Origin of the sequence: Rhodobacter sp., from assembly GCA_020637515.1 — a bacterium.
GTDB lineage: Bacteria > Pseudomonadota > Alphaproteobacteria > Rhodobacterales > Rhodobacteraceae > Pararhodobacter.
The window spans coordinates 2,124,689-2,144,429 of record JACKKG010000001.1 but is presented as its reverse complement, the minus strand read 5'-3'; the positions used below and the strand labels follow the sequence as shown (position 1 = coordinate 2,144,429).

Here is a 19,741-nt window from a genome sequence, read left to right as displayed (position 1 = left end):
AGGGTTAACATCCCGTTTCACAGGACCCGATCATGACCGATTTCCCCCCCGTTTCGCGGCTTCTGAGCCAGGCACCGGCCCGCGTGGACGACCGCGTGATCCTGACCTATGACGAACGCCTGATGCGCCGAAAACGGCTGGTAACCGAGGGCGACATCGGCTTTCTCGTGGACCTGCCCTCGGTCACCAACCTGGACGACCACTGGGGGTTCGAGCTGGACGACGGCACCACGATCGCCATCGTTCCGGCCGATGAGGAGGTGCTGGTCGTCACCGGCGACCTGCCGCGCCTGTGCTGGCACATCGGCAATCGGCACACGCCCTGTCAGATCGCGCCGGGACATCTGGTGATCCGCGACGATGCGGTGCTGGAACGGATGCTGCGCGGCCTGGGCGCCGAGATCCGGCGCGCGCGTGGCCCGTTCACGCCCGAGAGCGGCGCCTACGGAACCGGCCGTACGATGGGCCATGACCACGGCCCGGCGCAGGGCCACGACCACGCGCACGACCACCCGCACGACCACCCGCACGGGGCCGTGCACCACCACGGCTCGCACGCCCACATCGCGCCCGAGGACGACGCCACATGACCCTGTTTCACCCGGAAAACCGCACCCGGTCCAGCCGCCACGCGCGGGTCTGGGCGGCCTATGAGATCGCCTATACCTTTGTCGATTTCAGCGCGGCGGGGCTGTTCGTCGTGGGATCGATCCTGTTCCTCAGCCCGGCGACGACCTATGCCGCGACCTGGCTGTTCATCGTCGGATCGGTGTTCTTCGGCCTGAAACCCACGATCCGGCTGATCCGCGAACTGAAACTGGTCTCGTTGGGCGAGGACGACCAGGTGGCCCGGCGTCTCGATGGTTGAACCCGCCCTGCTCGCGCTGACGCAATGGCTGTCGCCGGCCTTCCCGACTGGCGCCTTTGCCTGCTCGCACGGGCTTGAGCGGGTCGTCGCCCTCGCCGAGGTCACCGACGCGGCAACGCTTGAAGCCTGGCTCGCGGATGTGCTGCGCCACGGCGCGGGCTGGCAGGACGCGGTCTTGCTGGCGCAGGCGCTGAAGCCCGGCGCGGACCACGATCTGCTGGACGCGACCGCGCGCGCGCTGGCCCCGTCGGCCGAGCGCCTCGGCGAGACGCTGGACCAGGGCGCGGCGCTGGCGCGCACGCTCGCCGGGATCACCGACCGGCCCCTGCCCGCCCGCGCGTTGCCGGTTGCCCTGGGCGAGGCCGCGCGCCCCCTGGGCGTGCCGGCCGCGACGGTCATTGCGCTGTATCTCCAGGCCTTTGCGGGCAACCTGGTGACCATCGCCGTGCGCCATATGCCGTTGGGCCAGACCGACGGGCAGCGCGTTCTGGCCCGGCTGGCGCCGGTGGTCGCCACGCTGGCCGCGCGCGCGGCCGACTCGGGGCTGGAGGATCTGGGCGGGGCAGCGCTGTCCGGGGACCTGGCCGCCATGGAACACGAAACGCAGGATGTAAGGATCTTCCGCACATGAGCAACAACGGCCCCCTCAAGGTGGGAATCGGCGGCCCGGTGGGCTGCGGCAAGACCACGCTGACCGAACAACTCGCCCGTGCGCTGGCGTCGCGTTGTTCGATGGCGGTCATCACCAACGACATCTACACGCGCGAGGATGCGGATTTCCTGGTCCGGGCACAGGTCCTGCCCGAGGCGCGCATCAAGGGCGTGGAAACCGGCGGTTGCCCGCACACAGCGATCCGCGAGGATGCCTCGATCAACCTGGCCGCGATCGCCGAACTGCGCGCCGCGATCCCCGACCTGGACCTGATCTTGATCGAATCGGGCGGCGACAATCTGGCCGCGACGTTTTCGCCGGAACTGGCGGACCTGACGATCTACGTCATCGACACGGCCGCCGGGCAGGACATCCCGCGCAAACGCGGCCCCGGCGTGACGAAATCGGATCTGTTGGTGGTCAACAAGACCGATCTCGCGCCCTATGTGGGCGTGGATCTGGCGTTGCTCGAGGCCGACACGCGACGCGCGCGCGGGCGCAAGCCCTATGTGCTGGCGCAGATGCGCCACGGACAGGGGGTCGGCGCGGTGGTCAGCTTTCTGGAACACGAGGGCGGCCTGCGCCTGGCCTGAACCGCGCCGGAATCCATCGGGACGGGATCCGCGCGCTCGATGCGCCGATCACCAGCGCCAGCCCGGCAAAGGCCAGAAGCGGCAGCCGCTCGTCCAGAAAGATCATGCCGAAGACCACGCTGAACCCCGGCATCAGGAACATCGCCAGCGCCGCCTTGTTGGCGCCGGCCTGCTGCACCAGCGCATAATTCAGCAGGTTCGGCGCCACCGTGGCCAGCACCACCAGCGCGATCAGGATGCCGATCGCATAGCCCGAGGGCACGACCTGCGGGGTTCCGTCGATCAGCAGGGCCAGCGGCCAGACGCTGAGCGCGCCGACCAGGAACATGCCCGCCGACAGCATCAGCGGCGCCATCTTGCGCCGGCGCCGGAACCAGACGTTGCCGGCGGCATAGCTCAACGGCGAGATCAGCGTCAGCGCCGTGCCCAGCCCCGCCTGGCCCAGCCCGTCCGCGACCAGCCCGGGCCCGGCGATCAGCAGCACGCCGCCGATGCCGACGGCGATGCGCAGCGCCTGTTCCAGGGTCGCCGGCTCGTCCCTGAGAAACAGCGCCGCCAGCGCCAGCGTGAACAACGGCATCGTCGCATACAGCATCCCGCCCATGCCCGACGGGATATACTGCATCCCCGCCGCCATGCTGACGAAAGGGATCGACACCGTCAGGATCCCCCCGACCAACGCGGTCAGCGCGTCATGGGCATCCGGGCGGCGTTGCGCCCCCATCATCCCGGCGGCGATGATCAGCAGCGGCAGACCCAGCGCCGCGCGCAGCGCGCCCAGCGTCCAGGGCGGAAAGGCGCCGACATTCAACACGATCAGCAGCGGCGAGGCACCAAAGCCGGCGGCGGACAGGATCAAGAGCAGGGGCGTGGGCATGGCGAGGCGTGTCCAAGGGTCCCGCGTTTCGACCACAGCGGCGCCCCTGGTGCAAGGGCTCGCGCGACCATCGGGCCGGGCCCGGGCCGCCGCCCGCGCGGATGTGCCCACTCGACCCTGGGGGCCGCGACTGCTAGGCCTTGGGCGTCGACCCGAAAGGCCCCCCGCGATGACCGCCACCGACACCCCGCGTTATACCCCCCTGCCGCTGCCAGACCGGGTGCAACAGCCCGACGACCAGGCGCTGACCCAGGCCGAGGCTTTTCTGGCCTACATGCGCAAGCGTCACTCGGTGCGCGATTTCGACACCCGCCCAGTCCCCGAGGCGATCCTGGCCCGCTGCATCGAGGCCGCCGGCACCGCGCCGTCCGGGGCGAACAACCAGCCCTGGCATTTCGTGGCCATTTCGGACCCGGCGATGAAGGCCCGCATCCGCGCCGCCGCCGAGGAGGAAGAGCGCGCCTTCTATGCCGGGGGCGCGGGCGACGAATGGCTGGCGGCGCTGGAGCCGATCGGCACCGGCGCGTCGAAACCCCATCTGACCGATGCGCCCTGGCTGATCGTCGTCTTCGCGCAACGCTGGGGCACGCGGCCCACGGGGGAACGGTTCAAGAATTACTACGTCCCCGAAAGCGTGGGCATCGCCACCGGGTTCCTGATCGCCGCGCTGCATCACGCCGGGCTGGTCTGTCTGGAACACACGCCCAACCCGATGAAATTCCTCAACGAATTGTGCGGACGTCCGGCCTCGGAAAAGCCGGTGATGATCCTGCCCGTGGGCTATCCGGCGGCCGGGGCGACGGTCCCGGCGCACGCCAAGCAGAAGAAACCGCCGGCCGAGATCCTCAGCATATTCGCGCGCTGAGCAAAGAGGCGGCCTGGCTGCACCGCCAAATGGCGACGCCGGGCCCGCGCCTCAGTTCCCCCGCCCCGAGGCCCGTTGCAGGTGCACATAGGTCTCGTTGAAGCGCCGTTGCAGGTGATCGACCGCGCGGATCGTTTCGCCGGACCCGGGCGGCGCCACGTTCACCTCGGGCGAGGGGTTGAAGAACAGGGGCACCGACAACCGGTCCGCCGCGCCGCCGATCACGCGATGCGGCGTCGCGCGCACCCGTCCGCCAGACCACATCTCCAGCATCTCGCCGAAATTGATGACGAAGGCGCCCGGCCCGGCCTCGACCGGCAGCCAGTGGCCCGAGCCGAGCCGCACCTCAAGCCCTGGCACGCCGTCCGTGGCCAGCAGGGTCAGGCAGCCGTAATCGGTATGGGCACCGATGCCGAAATCGCGCGCGCCGGCCCAGTCGGGCCGGGGCGGATAGAAATTCCCGCGCAGCAGGGCCATCGGGGCGTGGAACTTGTCATCGAAAAAGCCGGTATCCGGCCCCAGCACCCCGGCGATTTCCCGCAAGAGGCGCAGCGACAGCGACCGGGCTTCGGCGTAATACCCCTCGAGCGTGGCGCGGAATCCCGCCGGGCGCGCGGGCCAGAGGTTCGGCGCGTGCACCGCCAGGGGCGACCCCGGAACCTCGAACCCCATGTCGAAGACTTCCTTGTAATCGGGGTTCGCCGCCGGATCGACCTGTTCGCTGCGTGGCCCGCCCCAGCCCCGGTTGGACCCCGTGCGCGCCATGTCCACCGCGGCCTTCTCGGCCTCGGGCAGGGCGAAAAAGCCGCGATACGCATCAAGAACGCCCTGCACCCGGGCGGCACCGATCGGCGTGTCATGCACCACCAGAAAACCGACCTCGGTCACGCCCCGGCGCAGCGCGGACCGCGCTGCGATGTCCCCCGCGAACAGGGCGCGCAGGTCGATCCGGGGAATCGCGGTGCCCTGCGTCATCGGCCCCGTTCAGCCGGCGCCCAGGATGATGCGCACGTATTCCGTCGTTTCGGCGTAGGGCGGCACGCCATTGTGCTGTTCGACCGCACCGGGCCCGGCGTTATACGCCGCCAGCGCCAGCCGCCAGTCGCCGAAGCGTTCATACATCATGCGCAGGTAGCGCGCGCCGCCTTCCAGGTTCTGGCGCGGATCGTCGGGGTTCACCCCCAGGCGGGCGGCCGTGTCCGGCATCAGTTGCGCCAATCCGCGCGCCCCCGCGGGCGAGACCGCCTGCGGGTTCCAGCGGCTTTCCTGGTGGACCAGCCGCAGGAACAGCTCTTCGGGCACGTTGTGATGCCGCGCGGCTTCGCGCGCGAGGGTCAGGTATTCGCCTTGGTAGCGCCCCGAATAGGTGACCGCCGGCGCCGCACTGTCCGGGCTCGAGGCCGAATATTGCCGGGCCGCGCGGGTGTCGAGCAGCCGGGTCGCGGCCGAGAACCTGTCCCCGTGCGCGCCGGCACCCCCACCGCCCAGCCTGAGGCCGTTGGCCTCGGCTCCGCTCGCCGTCAGCATCAGGCTGACCGCCACCACCACCTTCAGCATCCGTTGTCCCATCTATCCCCAAGCAGGTCGCACTATACGCCCGAATCGCGCGCAGGCCAAGAAGCGCCCACGCCCGCGCCGGGCCCCGGGGAGGGCTTTGGCGCCGATCCGCCCAGCGCGCCCTGCCGTTAACCATTTCCAAACACGGATGAGGTGGTGTAACCCTGCAAGCCAACAGATTCGAGACACACGGACGCAGGGGGCACCGATGGCAGGTTCGGTCAACAAGGTCATTCTGATCGGCAATCTCGGCCGCGACCCCGAGGTGCGCAGCTTCCAGAACGGCGGCAAGGTGGTCAACCTGCGCATCGCCACATCGGAAACCTGGCGCGACAAGGCCTCGGGCGAGCGGCGCGAACGGACCGAGTGGCACTCGGTCGCGATCTTCAGCGAACCGCTGGCCAAGATCGCCGAGCAGTATCTGCGCAAGGGGTCGAAGGTCTATATCGAGGGCCAGCTGGAAACCCGCAAATGGCAGGACCAGTCCGGCCAGGATCGCTATTCGACCGAGGTCGTCCTGCGCCCCTTCACCGGCAACCTCACGCTGCTCGACGGTCGCGGCGGCGAGAGCGGCAGCGCCGGCGGCTATGACGACGGCATGAGCGGCGGCTACAGCGGCGGAAGCGGCGGGGCTGGCGGCCGGGGCGGTCCCTCGGGCGGCGGCTTTGGTGGCGGGTCCGGCGGCGGCTCGCGCGGGGGATCGGGCGGCGGCTTCGGCGGCGGCTCGGACATGGACGACGACATCCCGTTCTGAGCGCCGCGCACCGCTCTTGACGTGCCTGACAGGCGCGGATAGATCGGGCGACAGCGGCGGGTATGATGTAATGGTAGCCTGTCAGCTTCCCAAGCTGAACGCGCGGGTTCGATTCCCGCTACCCGCTCCAGAGTTTCGGCCCCAGGGGCCCTGCCCCCCGGATTCCCCGCGAATCCGGGGGGTTTTCCTGTCTGCCGCGCCCCCTCGGGCCCGATCCGGCCTGCCGCGAGAAAACAGTTGACATGGCAACCCCGGATTTGCAGAAATTCGGACAGTTGACATGGCAACGCATTCCGCAGGACCCCGACCAAAGCGCAGGGCGTTCCCTTCCCCACAGGACATCGCATGACCCCGTCGCAGCCGAAAACACTCAGCGATCTGATGGCCCAGGTGCCGAATGTCACCGATCATCTGTTCCGCAACGCCCCCAAGGCAGCCCTGACCATCTACACGCAGATGATGCCCGGCGAGGGGGTGCGCCCCGAATTCACCACATGGCGCGACGAACAATGGGCCTGGCGCAACACGATCGCGGTGCACGACCAGTCCTATCACATGATGTCGCTGCACGTGCGCGGCCCCGACGCGCTGGCCTTCACGCAATTCCTGTCGGTCAACAGCTTCCGGACCTTCGGGATCGGCGCGGCCAAGCAACTGGTCTGCTGCTCGCCCGAGGGGAACCTGATCGGCGACGCGATCCTCTACCGCATGGACGAAGACGACTATCTGGTGGTCGGCAATCCGGCGACGACCGAGTGGGTGGAATACAACGCCCAGGCGCTGGCCTATGACGTCACCACCGAACTCGATCCGATGTGGACGCTCAATCCGAAGAAGGCGCGCGAATTCTACCGGTTCCAGGTCGAAGGCCCCAAGGCCTGGGCGCTGCTGGAAGAGCTCAACGGCGGCCCGCTGCCCGAAATCGGGTTCTTCAAGTCCGAGATCCTCTGCCTGGGACCCCACAAGGTGCGCGGAATGCGCCATTCGATGGGCGGCATGCCGGGGCTGGAACTGTCGGGTCCCTGGGCCGACTACCAGGCGGTCAAGGACCTGCTGCGAACGGCGGGGCGGCCCTACGGGCTGCGCATGGTGGGATCGATCGCCTATTTCACCACGGTGATCGAAAGCGGCTGGTGGGCGGTTCCGGTGTCGGGCGTCTATACCGGCGCGGGGACCAAGGGCTATCGCGACTGGTGCTCGGCCAGGCACGCCTCGATGCGGATGTCGCTGGGCGGCAGCCTGTATTCGCCGAATATCGCGGATTACTACGTCACCCCCTATGACGTGAACTACGGCCATATCGTCAAGTTCGACCACGACTTCATCGGCCGCGCCGCGCTGGAGACGATGCAGGACCGCCCCCACCGCCGAAAGGTGACGCTGGTGTGGAATGCCGACGACGTGCTCGCGGTCATGGCTGCCCAGTTCGAGGGCGGCGAACCACAGGACAAACCGCTGCCGATCACCCTGCCCCTGGCCGCAATCGGGCGAATGCATTATGACAAGGTGACGGACCAGGACGGCGCGATGATCGGCCTGGCCACCTATCCCGCCTATACTGCAAACGAACGCGCGATGATGTCGCTGGCCTCGATCGATGCCGCCCATGCCGAACCCGGCACCGAGGTGGTGCTCTTGTGGGGCGAGGACGGCGGCGGGCAGCGCAGCGCGGGCACCATCGAGCCGCACCGGCAGGTGCGGATCCGCGCCACCGTCGCGCCCAGCCCGATCTCGAAAGCCGCGCAAGGCTACCGCAGCGATATCGGCATCAAGCGCGGCTCGCGGCAGGACATCTGAGACGACACAAGCCCGGTCCAAGCGCCTCGGACCGGGTTTCCGGATGGGCGTGCCCGCCGGGATCGCCGGCATCCCCCACAGGGCCACGCCGGTCCCCGGCGGCAGCGGGGCGCGCAAATCCGACGTCCCTGAGCGCAACGAGCGAGGAAAACCATGTCCCATCCGTCATCCCGGGCCGACGCGACCCGCACCGCCTGGAAATCGGTTCTGGCGACCCACCACGAAGACCGCGGCGCGCCCGTCAGCGCCGATTACTGGTCGGACAAGGACACCTGGTCACGCGACCGGATCCGTGCGGTTCAGGACGAAAAGATTGCCGCCGTCGCGCCGTTTCTCTATGAGAACAGCGCCTTTTACCGTCGCCGGTTCGACCGGCTGGGTGTCGCGCCCACCGACCTGGATTCGGTGGAGACGATGCTGGCGAACTGGCCCGTCGTCACCAAGCACGAGATGATGGAGGACGCCACCGCACACCCCCCGTATGGCACCTACACCACCTGCGGCACGGCGGAATGGGGCGATCGCGGCTGGATGCTGTTTTCGTCCTCGGGGTCCACGGGTGTGCCGCGCGTCTTCCGCTACACCCATTTCGACCGCCAATACTGGGAACAGGCCAACGCGCGTGCGCTCTATTCGGGCGGGTTGCGCAAGGGCGACAGCGGCCTGCCGATGACCGGATTCGGCCCGCATGTCTTTGCCTGGGGCGTGCAATACACGCTGGCGCGCATGGGTCTGCCGGTGATCCCGGGCGGCGGTATGGACGGGCCCGCGCGCGCCGCGCTGATCGAACGGTTCAAGCCGACCACGCTGATCTGCACGCCCTCATACCTGCTGTATCTGGGGCGCACGATGCAGGACATGGGCCAGGATCCGGCCCGAACCTCGGTCCGGTGGCTGGTGACGGGGGGCGAACCGTTTTCGGGCGTCGAGGGCACGCTCGCGCGCATCCAGGACCTTTGGGGGGCGAAGTCGCTCGAATTCTACGGCTGCACCGAGGCCTCGCCCCATTGCGGCGGCTACTCGTGCCCCGAATACCAGGAAGGCGACACGCCCTTCATCCACCTGATGGAGGATATCCAGGTCTGGGAAACCGTCGATCCCGACACCCTGACACCGGTGCCCGATGGCGCGCGCGGATTGACCGTCTGCACCAACCTGAACAGCGAAAGCTCGGCGCAACTGCGGTTCCTGGTCGGCGACTACACCCGGCTGTCGCGCGCCCCGTGCGCCTGCGGTCGCAACCACGTCAAGGCGATGGGCTGCCTGACCGGGCGCTCGGACGACCTGATCAACCTGCGCGGAATCAAGTTCTTCCCTGTCCAGATCGAGGAAGCCGTGCGCGCGATCGCGGGCACCGGCGACGAATTCCAGATCCGCCTGTCCACCCGGGACGACGGGCTGGACGTGATGACCGTCGTGGTCGAACATACCGACGCCGGCGTGGCCGACGCGGTCACGCGCGAGATCCGCAGCCGCTGCGAAGTGCGCTGCACGGTCGCCGTGGTCGCGCCCGACACGCTGCCGAAAACCGAAATGAAGGCCCGGCGCGTGTTCGATCAAAGGGGCCAGCGATGCTGTCCAACACCCTGACCCGCCGTGTCGAATGGGGCGATTGCGACCCCGCCGGGATCGTCTTCAACCCGCAGGTCTTTCGCTGGTTCGACCACGGCACGACGATGCTGTACGAGGCCGCGGGCTGGCCCAAGCAACAGATGCTGGTCCATTTCGGGGCCGCCGGTTGCCCGCTGGTCGATACCCGCGCAAGCTTCAAGGCTCCGGTGCGTTATGGCGACGACGTGGCCATCACATCCGAGATCGCCGCGCTGAAAACGCGCAGCTTCGACATCCGCCACAGGCTGATCCATGACGGCCGCCTGTGCGTCGAGGGGTTCGAAACCCGCGTCTGGACCGTCAAGGATGGCGCGCGCGGGCTGATCGCGGCCCCGATCCCCGATGATTTGCGCGCGCGCTTTCTGGGACAGGCGCCATGACCGGCCCCACAGCCGGGCCGCGCCACCGGCCACCGGGCGCCGAGCCGGTCAGAAATCCTCGGAGTCGATGGCCAGCAGGTCGGGAATGCGGCGATGCAGGCGGCGCAGCAGCTCCGCCAGCGTCGCCACCTCGTCGCGGCTGAGGTCGGCCAGCATCAGCGCCTCGCGCCGCCGCGCGGTCTGGATGATGCGGTCGTGCAGCGCCCAGCCGTCCGGCGTGAGTTCCGACAGCTTGCGGTGGTTCTGCGGGTCCTGCTGCCAGCTCCGCACCAGCCCGCGCCCCTCGAGCGCCTTCAACGCGCGGCTGGCGGCGGCCTTGTCCAGACCGATCACCTGACAGGTGCGATAGGCGGTGATGCGCGGTTCGATCGCCAACATGGCAATGATCCGCCATTCGGTGACACCGACGCCGAATTCCTTCAGATACAGGCTCGATGAACTGCGCGACCACTTGTTGCCGATGGCGCTGATGAGGAACGGAATATAGCCGTCCAGGTCCAGCACCGCATGGCCGTCGCGGTCCAGCGCGGGCAGGTTCGTGCTGTCGGTTCGCTGGGCGTCGGTGTCGGCGCGTTCGGGCATCGGGGCGTCCCTTTTGGGCGGATGGCGCCCTTTTACGGGCCCATTCGGCCGATTGCCATCGGCGATTGCGCGCCCGTCCGCGGCCTAGCGCGGCGGATGGCTGCGCAGCATCTCGCGCACCACGCCGGCCAGATAGTCGGGGTCGTCCACCCCTTGCGGGTCGCGGCAGGCGCGGTAGCCGATGGCCTCGGCCTCGGCATAGGAATAGCCATAGGCGACCAGGGCGTCAGTGAAGCGCACCTCGGGGCGGTCCCAGATGATCTCGTGCCAGGGGCCGCGGAAACAGGCGACGGGGATCGTCACCCGTTGCGCCGCGGCCGCGCCGCGCGACGCGTGCGCCGACGCGAGCGAGGGGACGGCAGACAGGCAAAGGGCGGCCAGGGCAAGTCGGAACGCAAGGGTCATGGGCGACGTCCTTTCGGAAAGGGGCGGAGGCGCGCGCAACGCCAGAGTTTGCGGCAGGCACGGCGCGCCATGATCGCCCGTCAGGGGCCGGTTTGGCAAGACAGGGAAATCGCAACAAGCGGGGCGTCAAGGCGGGATTGTTTCCAATACATGGCCAATGCCGAGGCAGACCGCCCGGTGGGCGCGGCGGGGAGGCATGGCGGACCGGGGATGGATCCGGGGCATTAGAGCGCCTCGCCCGCCAACTGTCCCGCCCGGCGGCACGCCGGGCCGCGCCCGACCTCCCCCCGGAGGGCGCGTTGGCGATGTCGGACGGACCGGGAGCGTCCTCGGGGCTTTGGCGTGCGGCGCGGATCAACCGGCGTGCGCCCTCAAGGTTGCTTTGCGGTGTGCTCATTGATCAGCTTTTCCACCCAAGCCTCGTTGTAAGTATAGTCTCCGTGCGCCTTATGATACATGCAATATTTGGAATTCGTTTTCTTCGAGTCCGGCTCGCCAGTCTTCGGTCGAACTTTGTGTTTCTTCCAAGCATTGGTATGATCAGTCATTGAGAATTTCTTGCCTATTGCGTTGCTCACTTTAGCAATGACATCTTTAGGCTTAAAAGGATACATTTCATCCCCAGCCTTGTGTTTAACCAAGACATTGGAAATTTCTTTGCCTTCAGCGGAATCCGGGCAGACAAATTGAAAATGAGACTTAGCCTTCGACGACGGAACCATCGTGTAAATGACTGAAAATTCATAATCTGCACTATCAACGACATCTGTCGAATGCTCGGCCTTCAGCGATGCATTGAACGCAGATATATCTGGCGCGACGTCCCATTTCGCTAGTTGGGAAAGTTGTTCAATGTTGGCGCGTGAGAACTGAAGGCTGAATGAAAGCTCAGATCGTAATGAAAGTCGATCTCCGAACCACTCACACATGACTTTATCAAAATTGAGACAATTTGCTTGGAAAAGCCCTCTCCATAGGTCGTCGCTCCGTCCGAGCAAGCTATGCTCCGCCTTGTCTCGAAGTTTTTTGATATCTAATATATTCGCTTTCACGGGCTCGCTAAGAGCCAAAGATGACTTGCCGACCATTGTGCTGAGCTGAATGTGTTTTCCGTCCGAGTTGGTAATAGCCTCCTTTTCTCTAATGAGCTTCTCATGGCAAAGGTAAGTCCAAGCTATATTGGACAAGATAGAGAAAATTTCGCTCTTGAAATTAATTAGCGGGCTATTAAACAAATGGACAGCCATTAGCATTGCTTCGCGAGCCTTACACAATCGCTCATCCAAGTAGGGATTGAGGCCAGTTTTTAAATCGAATGCATACTTAATGGCGAGGAATCTCTGAAGTGCCTCGTCCGAACAGATTGTTTGTTTGGAATCTTTTTTTACGCCGGTAATGCGTCCGCTGTTTGTGGTGTGTCGCCGACCAATGTTGATGAGAGCCAAAATATCTTGGCCTCGCCAGCCTATTTCAAGCAACTTCTTTACGACTGCTTTTTCTTCTTTTGTGAGTGAACCCTCTTTGAATTTCGCAACCAACTATTCACCCCCACACTTCACTAAACTCCCGCCACTCCCCCTTGCTCATGCCCGAGGTCTCCTGCGTGACCTCTTCACCTTTAAGCATCCGTTTCAACACGTCAATCGCCTTGGACGAGAGTGTGACGCCGCCCATGCGGTAGTCCTCGAAGGCGGCGAAGGCCGCCGGGACCCAGTCGCGGACCATCTCGGCGATGGCCTCGGCATAGACGCGGATCTCGTATTGGGCGTGGCTGTCGGCGCGCAGGCGCAGGAAGTGGAAGAGGTTGTGCAGGTCGGTCTTCCAGTACCACTGGGTATAGATGTTCATCGGCAGGTTCATCCGCGCCAGTTCCCGCGCCAGCCCCTGCTGGCCGTCCTGGGACAGCATGTCCTCGTAATGGTCGTAGCACTGCGCGGCGTCGGATTTGAGCAGCGCCAGCACGCGCGCGGCCTCGGCCCCCTCGAGCACCGCGCCCCGGCCCTGATTGTTGACGGTCGATTGGGCCGCCAGTTGCGCGGGCTCGGGGATGTAGAACTCGCGGTCCAGGATCGAATAGCGGGCCGAGTATTCGTTGACGTTGGCGGTGCGGTGGCGGATCCACTGGCGTGCGACGAAGACCGGCAGCTTCACGTGCAGCTTCAGTTCGCACATCTCGAAGGGCGTCGAGTGCCAGTGCCGCATGAGGTAGCGGATCAGCCCCTCGTCGTTCTGGACGTGCCTGGTGCCGGCGCCGTAACTGACCCGCGCGGCCTGCACGATGGCCGCATCGTCGCCCATATAGTCGATGGCGCGCACGAATCCGTGGTCCAGCACCGGTTGCGCGGTATAGAGGTGCCTTTCCATCCCCGGCGCCACTGACCGCAATGTGAGTTGCGGATTGGCCCGCGATGCGGTGATTTCGGCCAATTGTTCGTCGCTCAGCGGCATGATCTTGCTCTTTCTGTCCCGGGATTCGTCTTGACTATATATTGCATCAATGCGGGGTTTGACCGCAAGAAGATGGGGTGCCCACGATGAAGGAACGCGGCACCCCGGCGCTGGAGCGCCGCCTGGGCGATTGGGCCCGGGCCCGGATGAGCCGCCACGCCGCGGCCTTTGTGATGTTCGTGCTGAAACAGGGATGGGCGGCGCTGTTCGGCGGGCTCTTTCTGATCGCGATCGTGCTGACCCGCGCGATCTGGCGCCCCGACTGGGCGCTCAGCCGCTATGACGCGCTGTTTCTCTTCGCGGTCGGCACCCAGGCGCTGTTCCTGTGGCTCAGGCTCGAGGATTGGGCCGAGGCCAAGGTCATCGCCCTGTTCCACCTGACCGGCACCGCGATGGAGGTGTTCAAGCTTGCGCAAGGGTCCTGGGACTATCCGGAAAGCGGCCTCTTCGAGATCGCCGGGGTGCCGCTGTTCTCGGGCTTCATGTATGCCAGCGTCGGCAGCTACATGGCGCGCGTGATCCGCATCTTTCACATGCGCTTCGCCCCCTTTCCGCGGTTCCCGGCCACGGTGCTGCTGGCGGCGGCGATCTATGCGAATTTCTTCACGCACCACTGGCTGCCCGACCTGCGGCTGGGCCTGTTCGCCGCGACCGTGCTGCTTTACGGGCGCACGCGCATCTGGTTCTTTCCGGGCGACCACGCCTATTGGATGCCCCTGCCCCTGGCCGCCTTTCTGTCCGCCTTTTTCCTGTGGATCGCCGAGAATGTCGGCACCGTCACCCGCACCTGGGTCTACGCCGGCCAGGGCCATTTCGATCTGGTGAGCTGGGGCAAGTTCGGCTCGTGGTATCTGCTGCTCTACGTCAGCTTCACCACCGTGACCCTGGTGCTGCGGGGCGCGTTGCACCGCGAACCGCTGGAGCCGGCGGAAATTTCGCGTCTGGCCCCCAAGACATCGGGGTAAAGGCGGATTACCTTAGCCCCCTCACGTTTGCCCCCACAGGATTGCCAAGGACGCAACGCATGACGATCAAATACCTGCACACCATGGTCCGCGTGCTGGACCTCGAGGCCTCGATGGCCTTTTATCGGCTGCTGGGGCTGGAACAGACCCGGCGCTACGACAATGACCAGGGCCGGTTCTCGCTGGTGTTCATGGCGCCCCCCGGGCAGCCCGAATGCCCGGTCGAGCTGACATGGAACTGGGACGGGGACGACGGCCTGCCGTCGGACAGCCGGCATTTCGGTCACCTGGCCTACGAGGTGGACGATATCTACGCCACCTGCCAGCACCTGATCGACAATGGCGTCACCCTGAACCGGCCGCCGCGCGACGGGCGCATGGCCTTCGTGCGCAGCCCCGACAACGTGTCGATCGAACTGCTGCAAAAAGGCGAGGCCAAGACCCCGGTCGAGCCCTGGACCTCGCTGCCCAACATCGGGCACTGGTAGGCGTCAGCGCGGCCCCGACAGGGCGAAATACCCGCCCTGCGGATCGATCGCCTGCACGATCCAGGCGCCGCCCGGCACCTGCATCGGGCCATGAACGATCGCGCCGCCGTTGCCGGTGATCGCGGCCATGGCGGCGTCGATGCTCGGGGAATTGAAATAGGCCAGCCACGTCGGCGGCATCGACGGCATCGGCAGATCCATCATGCCGCCGATGTCGGCGCCGGCCCGGCGCACCAGTTGATAGACGTTGGTCGCATCCAGCGACACCGCCTCTCCCGGTTCCCAGCCGAAATGCTTGGAATAAAAGGCAAAACCCGCCACGGGATCGGAGGTCATCAACTCATTCCAGCAGCCGTGCCCCGGTTTCGTCGGGTCCAGCCCCGACCCGTCGCCATCCAGCGGCCGCAGGATGCCGAACGCCGCGCCCTGCGGATCGGTGAGGATGGCAAAGCGCCCGGTGCCGGGAATGTCCATCGGCGCCACGATCTGCGTGCCGCCGTCCGCGACGATGGCGGCCGCAGTGGCGTCGCAATCGCTGACCGCGAAATAGATCAGCCAATGCGTCGGAACCCCTGCCGCCATGGGTCTGGACAGGCCTGCGACCATCGCCGCGCCGGCCTTGGCGATGTGATAGTCGAAACCGGGAACACCGGCATCGACCAGATCCCAACCGAGTACCGCCGCATAGAACCGCCCGTCGGCCAGGGGATCGGGCGTGGTCAGTTCATACCAGCAGGGGCTGCCGTGATAAATCTCGGTCATGATGTCCTTCTCTCTCGTTGAACGGGGTCCCCGGGGGCGAAATGGGATGAGGGCAGCGTAAGACAGGTTGCTTGTTTTTTGCAAGTGTCATATTTCTTCATGCAAGAAATCGGGGGTGCGATGGCACGCAAGGGCTATAACGAGGGTTGTCTGGCCGCGCACGCGCTGGACCTGATCGGCGACCGCTGGGCGCTGCTGGTCCTGCGCGAGCTGATGCTGGGCCCAAAACGATTCGGCGCGTTGCAGGCCGGCTTGCCGGGGATTGCCACCAACGTGCTGACGCAACGCCTGGCCGATCTCGAACGCACGGGCCTGCTGACGCGGCGCACCTTGCCGCCACCGGCGTCGGTCCAGGTCTATGACCTGACACCGGCCGGGCGTGACACCCGCGGCATCATCGACGCGCTGTGTGTCTGGGGCGTGCGTCAGCCCGGCCATGACCCGCGCAAGTTCATCAGCCCGACCGCGCTGCTGCTGTCGATGGCCGTGATGGTCGCCCCACCCGCCCAGAGCGAAACCCGGGTGGCGATGGTCATGGGGCCCGACTGCTTCCTGACGCGGCTGTCGCCGGCGGGGTTTGTCCCCCGCCCCTGCGCCGACGGGCCACCCGCGGGCACCTTGACGCTGGTCGCCCCGAACGCGAACGCCATGGCCGCCACCGTCTACGGCCCCGCCCCGCTGGCGCAGTCGATCAACGAGGGGCGGGTCACCCTCGACGGCGATCCCGACCATGCGCAACGGTTCCTCGATGCCTTCGCCTTGCGCCGATAACCCGCTTGCAGCCCCGGCCGCGGAATGCTATCCGGCGGGCATCGAGCGGGCGTAGCTCAGGGGTAGAGCATAACCTTGCCAAGGTTAGGGTCGTGAGTTCGAATCTCATCGCCCGCTCCATGAACAAAGGGCCGGACCCGCGGGGACCGGCCCTTTCTTTTCGCGCTCGCCGGCCGATCGCGATCAGTCGCCAACCGCCTCGCGCCAGTGTTTGCGGCAGAGCGACACATAGGTCTCGTTGCCGCCGATCTGCACCTGCGCGCCCTCTTTCAACGCGCGCCCCTCGGCGTCCTGGCGGATCACCATGGTCGCCTTCTTGCCGCAGTGACAGATCGTGCGCACCTCGCGCATCTCGTCGGCCAGCGCCAGCAGCGCCGACGAACCCGGAAACAGCGCGCCCCGGAAATCGACCCGCAGCCCGTAGCACATGACCGGCACGCCCAGGTCATCCACCGCGCGCGCCAGCTGCCAGACCTGCCCGGGCGACAGGAACTGCGCCTCGTCCACAAAGACGCAGGCGCATGGGCCCTGCGCCATCCGGGTCGCGATCTTGGCAAACAGGTCCTCGCCCGGGGCAAAGGTATCCGCCGGTTCGTCGATGCCGATGCGCGATGCGATGCGCCCCTCGCCCGCGCGATTGTCGAATTGCGCGGTCAACAGATAGGTCAGCATCCCGCGCTCGCGGTAATTGTGCGACGCCTGCAACAGGATCGTCGACTTGCCCGCGTTCATGGTCGAGTAATGAAAATAGAGCTTGGCCATGCCCGGGTCTTAGCGCGGCGCGCGCGGGCAGAAAACCCGCTTTCGCGCCGCGCCGCGAACCGGGTCAACGGATGGCGACGATCTCGACGGCAAAGGTCAGATCCTTGCCGGCCAACGGGTGGTTCGCGTCCAGCACCACCTCGTCCTCGTTGGCCTCGACCACGACGACGGGAATGGTCTGGCCCTGCGGCGTCTGCATCTGCAAGGCAGTGCCGGGCTCGGTCGGGATATGCGGCGGGATCTGCGCGCGCGGAATGGCCTGACGCGCCGCCGGATCGGCCTCGCCATAGGCATCGGCGGCCGGGATCGTCACGGTCGCGGCCTCGCCCACCGCCATGCCGGCGATCGCCGCGTCCAGCCCGCGAATGATCTGCCCCGAGCCCAGGGTAAAGGACAGGGGCTCGCGCCCCTCGGAACTGTCGAACACGCTGCCGTCGGCCAGCGTGCCGGTGTAATGGAAATGCACGGTGTCACCCGCTTGGGCCTGCCTGGCGCCCTGGGTCATGAGACCTCCTGTCCGTCGGAGATGAATGGCGGAGCCCGGCTCCGATGAACCGCCAGCCTAGCAGCGCGACGGCCGGAACGAAACCGCCCCCGCCCCGTCTTTGTGCCCGAAATATCCTCCGGGTGGGTCCGGGCGGGTGGAAAACCCGCCCGGCTGGGGTGTGGGGGCAGCCCCCACCCGGTGCGTGGGGGCTCGATGCCCCCGCGCGCCGGACGCCCCTGCGAAGGGTCAGTCGGCGACCCCGATCTGCGCGGGGTCGAAGGGCGTGCTCTGGTAGATCTCGTTCAGCCAGTTGCCGTAAAGCAGATGCGCATGGCTGCGCCAGCGGTTGAGCGGCGCCTTCGTCGGGTCGTCGCCCGGATAGTAGTTGACCGGCACGTTGATCCCCTTCCCCGCGGCGACATCGCGGTCGTATTCCTCTTTCAGCGTGCCCGAGTCGTATTCGAAATGGTTGAAGATGTAGAGCGCGCGGTGCGCGGGATCTTCGATCAGGCAGGGGCCCACCTCCGGGGATCCCAGCAAGGTCGTCAGCCCCGGGACCGCGTCCACCTCGGCCTGGCGCACTTCGGTCCAGCGACTGACGGGGATCAGCACATCATCCGAGAATCCGCGCAGATAGGGCGAGGCCGGCGCCAGATTGCGGTGCCGGAAGCAGCCAAAGGCCTTGTGGTCCAGGATATGCTTGGGCACGCCGTGGAAATGGTTGATCATCGCCATGCCGCCCCAGCACACGCCAAAAGTGGACTGCACATGCGTCTGCGTCCAGGCGAAGACCTCGCACAACTCGTCCCAATAGGTGACCTCTTCAAAGGGCAGGTGTTCGATCGGCGCGCCGGTGATGATGAGACCGTCGAACTTCTCGTCCTTCACCTCCTGAAAGGGCTTGTAGAAGGCCTCCATATGCTCGGCGGCGGTGTTCTTCGTCTGATGCTCGCTCATGCGGATCAGGCGAAAGTCGATCTGCAACGGCGTCGCGCCGATCAGCCGGGCGAACTGGTTTTCCGTCTGGATCTTCTTGGGCATCAGGTTGAGCAGCCCGATCTTCAGCGGGCGGATGTCCTGACGGGCGGCACGGGTGTCCGACATGACCATCACCCCCTCGCGCGAAAGCACGTCAAAGGCGGGCAGGTTGGCGGGCAAGGTGATCGGCATGGTCGTCTTCCGTTGTTCCGGGGGGGTCTGAGGCGCGGGTCCTCAGGCTGCCCGGGACCCGCGCTTGGCAAGCGCCTCGGTGATCAGGGCGGTGAAATCCGCCGGCGTGTTCACCTGGGCGACCTCGTCGGCGGCAACCCTGAGCCCCCAGTGCGCTGCCATGGCCGCGTATCGAGGCTGGCGATGCGCCAGCGCGCGGGCATAGGTCCAGCGGACGAAGGCGTCCGGGTCCACCGCCCCGGGCATTCGGCCCGTTTCCGCCAGATAGGCCGACCAGCACTCCATCAGGAATTCCGGCCGGTAATACATGGGTTTGGGCGCGCGGTCGAAGCGTTCGATCAGCGCCTGGGTGTGATCCTCGCTGCCCTCGATCCAGACCAGGGCCAGGTGGCGCGACAGCACGCTCAACACCGGGTCCACGCGGTTCTCGGGGTTCACCACCTCGCAGATGGAGCCGCTGGTGTCGCAGACGAAGTTCCGGTAGCCATAAATATCCAGCGCCCGGTTCACGAATTTCGGCGTGTCCAGCAGCGCGTCGATCTCGGCCTCGCGGTGCTGGGCCTGGCGGCGGCGATATTCCTCGAACGGCAGACCGCCCAGCGCGGGATCGCCGGGCTTGCCCAGATAGGTGCTGAGCGGCGCCAGGTTGTCGAAGGTGATGTTCGAGGCGATGCGCACCGAGTCCGAAAGCAGCAATTCGCGCAGCAAGGGGATTTTCATCGCCTCGCGTTTGAAATTGTCGGCGATCGCCTCGCCCATGTAGCGGGTGCCGATCCGGTAATCGACCGAATAGTGGAACCACCCCCCGTCCCGCAGAATCGAGGAAATGCGGGTCTTTCCAAGACCGGACATGCCGAACAGCAGCACGCGCTTGTGCGCGGCATCGGTCCATTCGGCGGGCGTTTCGTAGATCATCGGCACACTCGGCAACGCTATGCAAAACGGGA

General features: G+C 66.3%; 24 protein-coding genes and 2 tRNA genes. 14 read left to right on the top strand and 12 right to left on the bottom strand.

Annotated features, from left to right (window positions below):
• Nucleotides 1-32 precede the first annotated feature (32 nt).
• Genes H6900_10550 through ureG form a run of 4 tightly spaced genes read left to right on the top strand, consistent with a single transcriptional unit; the run spans nt 33 to nt 2,113 of the window.
• Nucleotides 33-590, top strand: a complete 558-nt coding sequence (locus tag H6900_10550; GenBank protein ID MCC0073713.1) for an urease accessory protein UreE — start codon at nt 33-35, stop codon at nt 588-590.
• Complete coding sequence (locus tag H6900_10545) at nt 587-868, top strand: YrhK family protein (protein ID MCC0073712.1); 282 nt, start codon at nt 587-589, stop codon at nt 866-868. The genes H6900_10550 and H6900_10545 overlap by 4 nt, the downstream gene beginning before the upstream one ends.
• Complete coding sequence (locus H6900_10540; GenBank protein MCC0073711.1) at nt 861-1,499, top strand: urease accessory protein UreF; 639 nt, start codon at nt 861-863, stop codon at nt 1,497-1,499. Before H6900_10545 ends, H6900_10540 begins: the two co-directional genes overlap by 8 nt.
• On the top strand, nt 1,496-2,113 hold the full coding sequence (gene ureG / locus H6900_10535) for an urease accessory protein UreG (GenBank protein MCC0073710.1): 618 nt from the start codon (nt 1,496-1,498) through the stop codon (nt 2,111-2,113). Before H6900_10540 ends, ureG begins: the two co-directional genes overlap by 4 nt.
• Here ureG and H6900_10530 read toward each other — a convergent pair.
• The gene (locus H6900_10530) at nt 2,073-2,990 is read right to left on the bottom strand and encodes a DMT family transporter (GenBank protein ID MCC0073709.1); all 918 of its coding nucleotides are present in this window, start codon (nt 2,988-2,990) and stop codon (nt 2,073-2,075) included. The genes ureG and H6900_10530 overlap by 41 nt on opposite strands.
• A gap of 169 nt (nt 2,991-3,159) precedes the next feature.
• Here H6900_10530 and H6900_10525 point away from each other — a divergent pair, with 169 nt between their 5' ends.
• Nucleotides 3,160-3,855 carry a nitroreductase family protein gene (locus H6900_10525; GenBank protein MCC0073708.1) on the top strand — a complete coding sequence of 232 codons (696 nt, stop codon included), beginning with the start codon at nt 3,160-3,162 and terminating at the stop codon, nt 3,853-3,855.
• A 51-nt stretch (nt 3,856-3,906) separates the two neighbouring features.
• Here the strand turns inward: H6900_10525 and H6900_10520 are convergent, their stop codons facing one another.
• The gene (locus H6900_10520) at nt 3,907-4,830 is read right to left on the bottom strand and encodes an isopenicillin N synthase family oxygenase (protein ID MCC0073707.1); all 924 of its coding nucleotides are present in this window, start codon (nt 4,828-4,830) and stop codon (nt 3,907-3,909) included.
• A gap of 9 nt (nt 4,831-4,839) precedes the next feature.
• Nucleotides 4,840-5,412 carry a lytic transglycosylase domain-containing protein gene (locus tag H6900_10515; protein ID MCC0073706.1) on the bottom strand — a complete coding sequence of 191 codons (573 nt, stop codon included), beginning with the start codon at nt 5,410-5,412 and terminating at the stop codon, nt 4,840-4,842.
• 208 nt (nt 5,413-5,620) lie between these two features.
• Between H6900_10515 and ssb the strand changes: the two genes are divergently transcribed.
• The 5 genes from ssb (at nt 5,621) to H6900_10490 (ending at nt 9,954) form a co-directional block, all read left to right on the top strand.
• The gene (ssb, locus tag H6900_10510; protein MCC0073705.1) at nt 5,621-6,166 is read left to right on the top strand and encodes a single-stranded DNA-binding protein; all 546 of its coding nucleotides are present in this window, start codon (nt 5,621-5,623) and stop codon (nt 6,164-6,166) included.
• Nucleotides 6,167-6,222: 56 nt separating this feature from the next.
• Nucleotides 6,223-6,296: transfer RNA gene (locus H6900_10505), tRNA-Gly, on the top strand.
• A gap of 215 nt (nt 6,297-6,511) precedes the next feature.
• A complete protein-coding gene (locus tag H6900_10500; GenBank protein MCC0073704.1) occupies nt 6,512-7,963 on the top strand; it encodes an aminomethyl transferase family protein in 1,452 nt (483 codons plus the stop codon).
• Between the two features lie 153 nt (nt 7,964-8,116).
• On the top strand, nt 8,117-9,553 hold the full coding sequence (locus H6900_10495) for an AMP-binding protein (GenBank protein MCC0073703.1): 1,437 nt from the start codon (nt 8,117-8,119) through the stop codon (nt 9,551-9,553).
• Nucleotides 9,535-9,954 carry an acyl-CoA thioesterase gene (locus tag H6900_10490; GenBank protein ID MCC0073702.1) on the top strand — a complete coding sequence of 140 codons (420 nt, stop codon included), beginning with the start codon at nt 9,535-9,537 and terminating at the stop codon, nt 9,952-9,954. Before H6900_10495 ends, H6900_10490 begins: the two co-directional genes overlap by 19 nt.
• Before the next feature lie 48 nt (nt 9,955-10,002).
• Here the strand turns inward: H6900_10490 and H6900_10485 are convergent, their stop codons facing one another.
• The 4 genes from H6900_10485 to H6900_10470 form a co-directional block, all read right to left on the bottom strand.
• Nucleotides 10,003-10,536 carry a MarR family transcriptional regulator gene (locus tag H6900_10485; GenBank protein MCC0073701.1) on the bottom strand — a complete coding sequence of 178 codons (534 nt, stop codon included), beginning with the start codon at nt 10,534-10,536 and terminating at the stop codon, nt 10,003-10,005.
• Between the two features lie 84 nt (nt 10,537-10,620).
• Complete coding sequence (locus H6900_10480) at nt 10,621-10,941, bottom strand: hypothetical protein (protein ID MCC0073700.1); 321 nt, start codon at nt 10,939-10,941, stop codon at nt 10,621-10,623.
• A gap of 371 nt (nt 10,942-11,312) precedes the next feature.
• Nucleotides 11,313-12,479 carry a DUF3644 domain-containing protein gene (locus H6900_10475; GenBank protein MCC0073699.1) on the bottom strand — a complete coding sequence of 389 codons (1,167 nt, stop codon included), beginning with the start codon at nt 12,477-12,479 and terminating at the stop codon, nt 11,313-11,315.
• Between the two features lie 4 nt (nt 12,480-12,483).
• A complete protein-coding gene (locus H6900_10470) occupies nt 12,484-13,389 on the bottom strand; it encodes an FAD-dependent thymidylate synthase (protein ID MCC0073698.1) in 906 nt (301 codons plus the stop codon).
• Nucleotides 13,390-13,475: 86 nt separating this feature from the next.
• Between H6900_10470 and H6900_10465 the strand changes: the two genes are divergently transcribed.
• Both H6900_10465 and H6900_10460 read left to right on the top strand, forming a co-directional pair.
• Nucleotides 13,476-14,354 carry a DUF817 domain-containing protein gene (locus H6900_10465; GenBank protein MCC0073697.1) on the top strand — a complete coding sequence of 293 codons (879 nt, stop codon included), beginning with the start codon at nt 13,476-13,478 and terminating at the stop codon, nt 14,352-14,354.
• A 59-nt stretch (nt 14,355-14,413) separates the two neighbouring features.
• Complete coding sequence (locus tag H6900_10460; GenBank protein ID MCC0073696.1) at nt 14,414-14,842, top strand: VOC family protein; 429 nt, start codon at nt 14,414-14,416, stop codon at nt 14,840-14,842.
• A gap of 3 nt (nt 14,843-14,845) precedes the next feature.
• Here H6900_10460 and H6900_10455 read toward each other — a convergent pair whose 3' ends face one another.
• Nucleotides 14,846-15,604: a VOC family protein gene (locus H6900_10455; GenBank protein ID MCC0073695.1), complete on the bottom strand. Its 759-nt coding sequence runs from the start codon at nt 15,602-15,604 to the stop codon at nt 14,846-14,848.
• A gap of 99 nt (nt 15,605-15,703) precedes the next feature.
• Between H6900_10455 and H6900_10450 the strand changes: the two genes are divergently transcribed.
• Complete coding sequence (locus H6900_10450) at nt 15,704-16,375, top strand: transcriptional regulator (protein ID MCC0073694.1); 672 nt, start codon at nt 15,704-15,706, stop codon at nt 16,373-16,375.
• A 45-nt stretch (nt 16,376-16,420) separates the two neighbouring features.
• Nucleotides 16,421-16,495, top strand: a tRNA-Gly gene (locus tag H6900_10445).
• 63 nt (nt 16,496-16,558) lie between these two features.
• Here H6900_10445 and H6900_10440 read toward each other — a convergent pair.
• From H6900_10440 to H6900_10425, 4 genes are all read right to left on the bottom strand, one after another.
• Nucleotides 16,559-17,137 (bottom strand): thymidine kinase, encoded by a 579-nt coding sequence (locus H6900_10440; protein ID MCC0073693.1) that lies wholly within the window; start codon nt 17,135-17,137, stop codon nt 16,559-16,561.
• A 64-nt stretch (nt 17,138-17,201) separates the two neighbouring features.
• Nucleotides 17,202-17,642, bottom strand: a complete 441-nt coding sequence (locus H6900_10435; GenBank protein MCC0073692.1) for a peptidylprolyl isomerase — start codon at nt 17,640-17,642, stop codon at nt 17,202-17,204.
• Between the two features lie 228 nt (nt 17,643-17,870).
• Nucleotides 17,871-18,794 (bottom strand): homoserine O-succinyltransferase, encoded by a 924-nt coding sequence (locus H6900_10430; GenBank protein ID MCC0073691.1) that lies wholly within the window; start codon nt 18,792-18,794, stop codon nt 17,871-17,873.
• 42 nt (nt 18,795-18,836) lie between these two features.
• Nucleotides 18,837-19,709, bottom strand: coding sequence for an ATPase (locus H6900_10425; protein MCC0073690.1), 873 nt, complete (start codon nt 19,707-19,709; stop codon nt 18,837-18,839).
• Nucleotides 19,710-19,741: the final 32 nt, after the last annotated feature.

Excerpts from the sequence above, each read along its gene's own strand:
- H6900_10460 (MCC0073696.1), top strand. The coding sequence starts at position 14,414 with ATGACGATCAAATACCTGCACACCATGGTCCGCGTGCTGGACCTCGAG.
- ssb (MCC0073705.1), top strand. The coding sequence starts at position 5,621 with ATGGCAGGTTCGGTCAACAAGGTCATTCTGATCGGCAATCTCGGCCGC.
- H6900_10470 (MCC0073698.1), bottom strand. The coding sequence starts at position 13,389 with ATGCCGCTGAGCGACGAACAATTGGCCGAAATCACCGCATCGCGGGCC.
- H6900_10425 (MCC0073690.1), bottom strand. The coding sequence starts at position 19,709 with ATGATCTACGAAACGCCCGCCGAATGGACCGATGCCGCGCACAAGCGC.
- H6900_10490 (MCC0073702.1), top strand. The coding sequence starts at position 9,535 with ATGCTGTCCAACACCCTGACCCGCCGTGTCGAATGGGGCGATTGCGAC.
- H6900_10525 (MCC0073708.1), top strand. The coding sequence starts at position 3,160 with ATGACCGCCACCGACACCCCGCGTTATACCCCCCTGCCGCTGCCAGAC.
- H6900_10435 (MCC0073692.1), bottom strand. The coding sequence starts at position 17,642 with ATGACCCAGGGCGCCAGGCAGGCCCAAGCGGGTGACACCGTGCATTTC.
- H6900_10520 (MCC0073707.1), bottom strand. The coding sequence starts at position 4,830 with ATGACGCAGGGCACCGCGATTCCCCGGATCGACCTGCGCGCCCTGTTC.
- H6900_10530 (MCC0073709.1), bottom strand. The coding sequence starts at position 2,990 with ATGCCCACGCCCCTGCTCTTGATCCTGTCCGCCGCCGGCTTTGGTGCC.
- H6900_10465 (MCC0073697.1), top strand. The coding sequence starts at position 13,476 with ATGAAGGAACGCGGCACCCCGGCGCTGGAGCGCCGCCTGGGCGATTGG.
- H6900_10430 (MCC0073691.1), bottom strand. The coding sequence starts at position 18,794 with ATGCCGATCACCTTGCCCGCCAACCTGCCCGCCTTTGACGTGCTTTCG.
- H6900_10515 (MCC0073706.1), bottom strand. The coding sequence starts at position 5,412 with ATGCTGAAGGTGGTGGTGGCGGTCAGCCTGATGCTGACGGCGAGCGGA.
- H6900_10455 (MCC0073695.1), bottom strand. The coding sequence starts at position 15,604 with ATGACCGAGATTTATCACGGCAGCCCCTGCTGGTATGAACTGACCACG.
- H6900_10495 (MCC0073703.1), top strand. The coding sequence starts at position 8,117 with ATGTCCCATCCGTCATCCCGGGCCGACGCGACCCGCACCGCCTGGAAA.
- H6900_10440 (MCC0073693.1), bottom strand. The coding sequence starts at position 17,137 with ATGGCCAAGCTCTATTTTCATTACTCGACCATGAACGCGGGCAAGTCG.
- H6900_10550 (MCC0073713.1), top strand. The coding sequence starts at position 33 with ATGACCGATTTCCCCCCCGTTTCGCGGCTTCTGAGCCAGGCACCGGCC.
- H6900_10485 (MCC0073701.1), bottom strand. The coding sequence starts at position 10,536 with ATGCCCGAACGCGCCGACACCGACGCCCAGCGAACCGACAGCACGAAC.
- H6900_10545 (MCC0073712.1), top strand. The coding sequence starts at position 587 with ATGACCCTGTTTCACCCGGAAAACCGCACCCGGTCCAGCCGCCACGCG.
- H6900_10480 (MCC0073700.1), bottom strand. The coding sequence starts at position 10,941 with ATGACCCTTGCGTTCCGACTTGCCCTGGCCGCCCTTTGCCTGTCTGCC.
- H6900_10540 (MCC0073711.1), top strand. The coding sequence starts at position 861 with ATGGTTGAACCCGCCCTGCTCGCGCTGACGCAATGGCTGTCGCCGGCC.
- H6900_10450 (MCC0073694.1), top strand. The coding sequence starts at position 15,704 with ATGCAAGAAATCGGGGGTGCGATGGCACGCAAGGGCTATAACGAGGGT.
- H6900_10500 (MCC0073704.1), top strand. The coding sequence starts at position 6,512 with ATGACCCCGTCGCAGCCGAAAACACTCAGCGATCTGATGGCCCAGGTG.
- ureG (MCC0073710.1), top strand. The coding sequence starts at position 1,496 with ATGAGCAACAACGGCCCCCTCAAGGTGGGAATCGGCGGCCCGGTGGGC.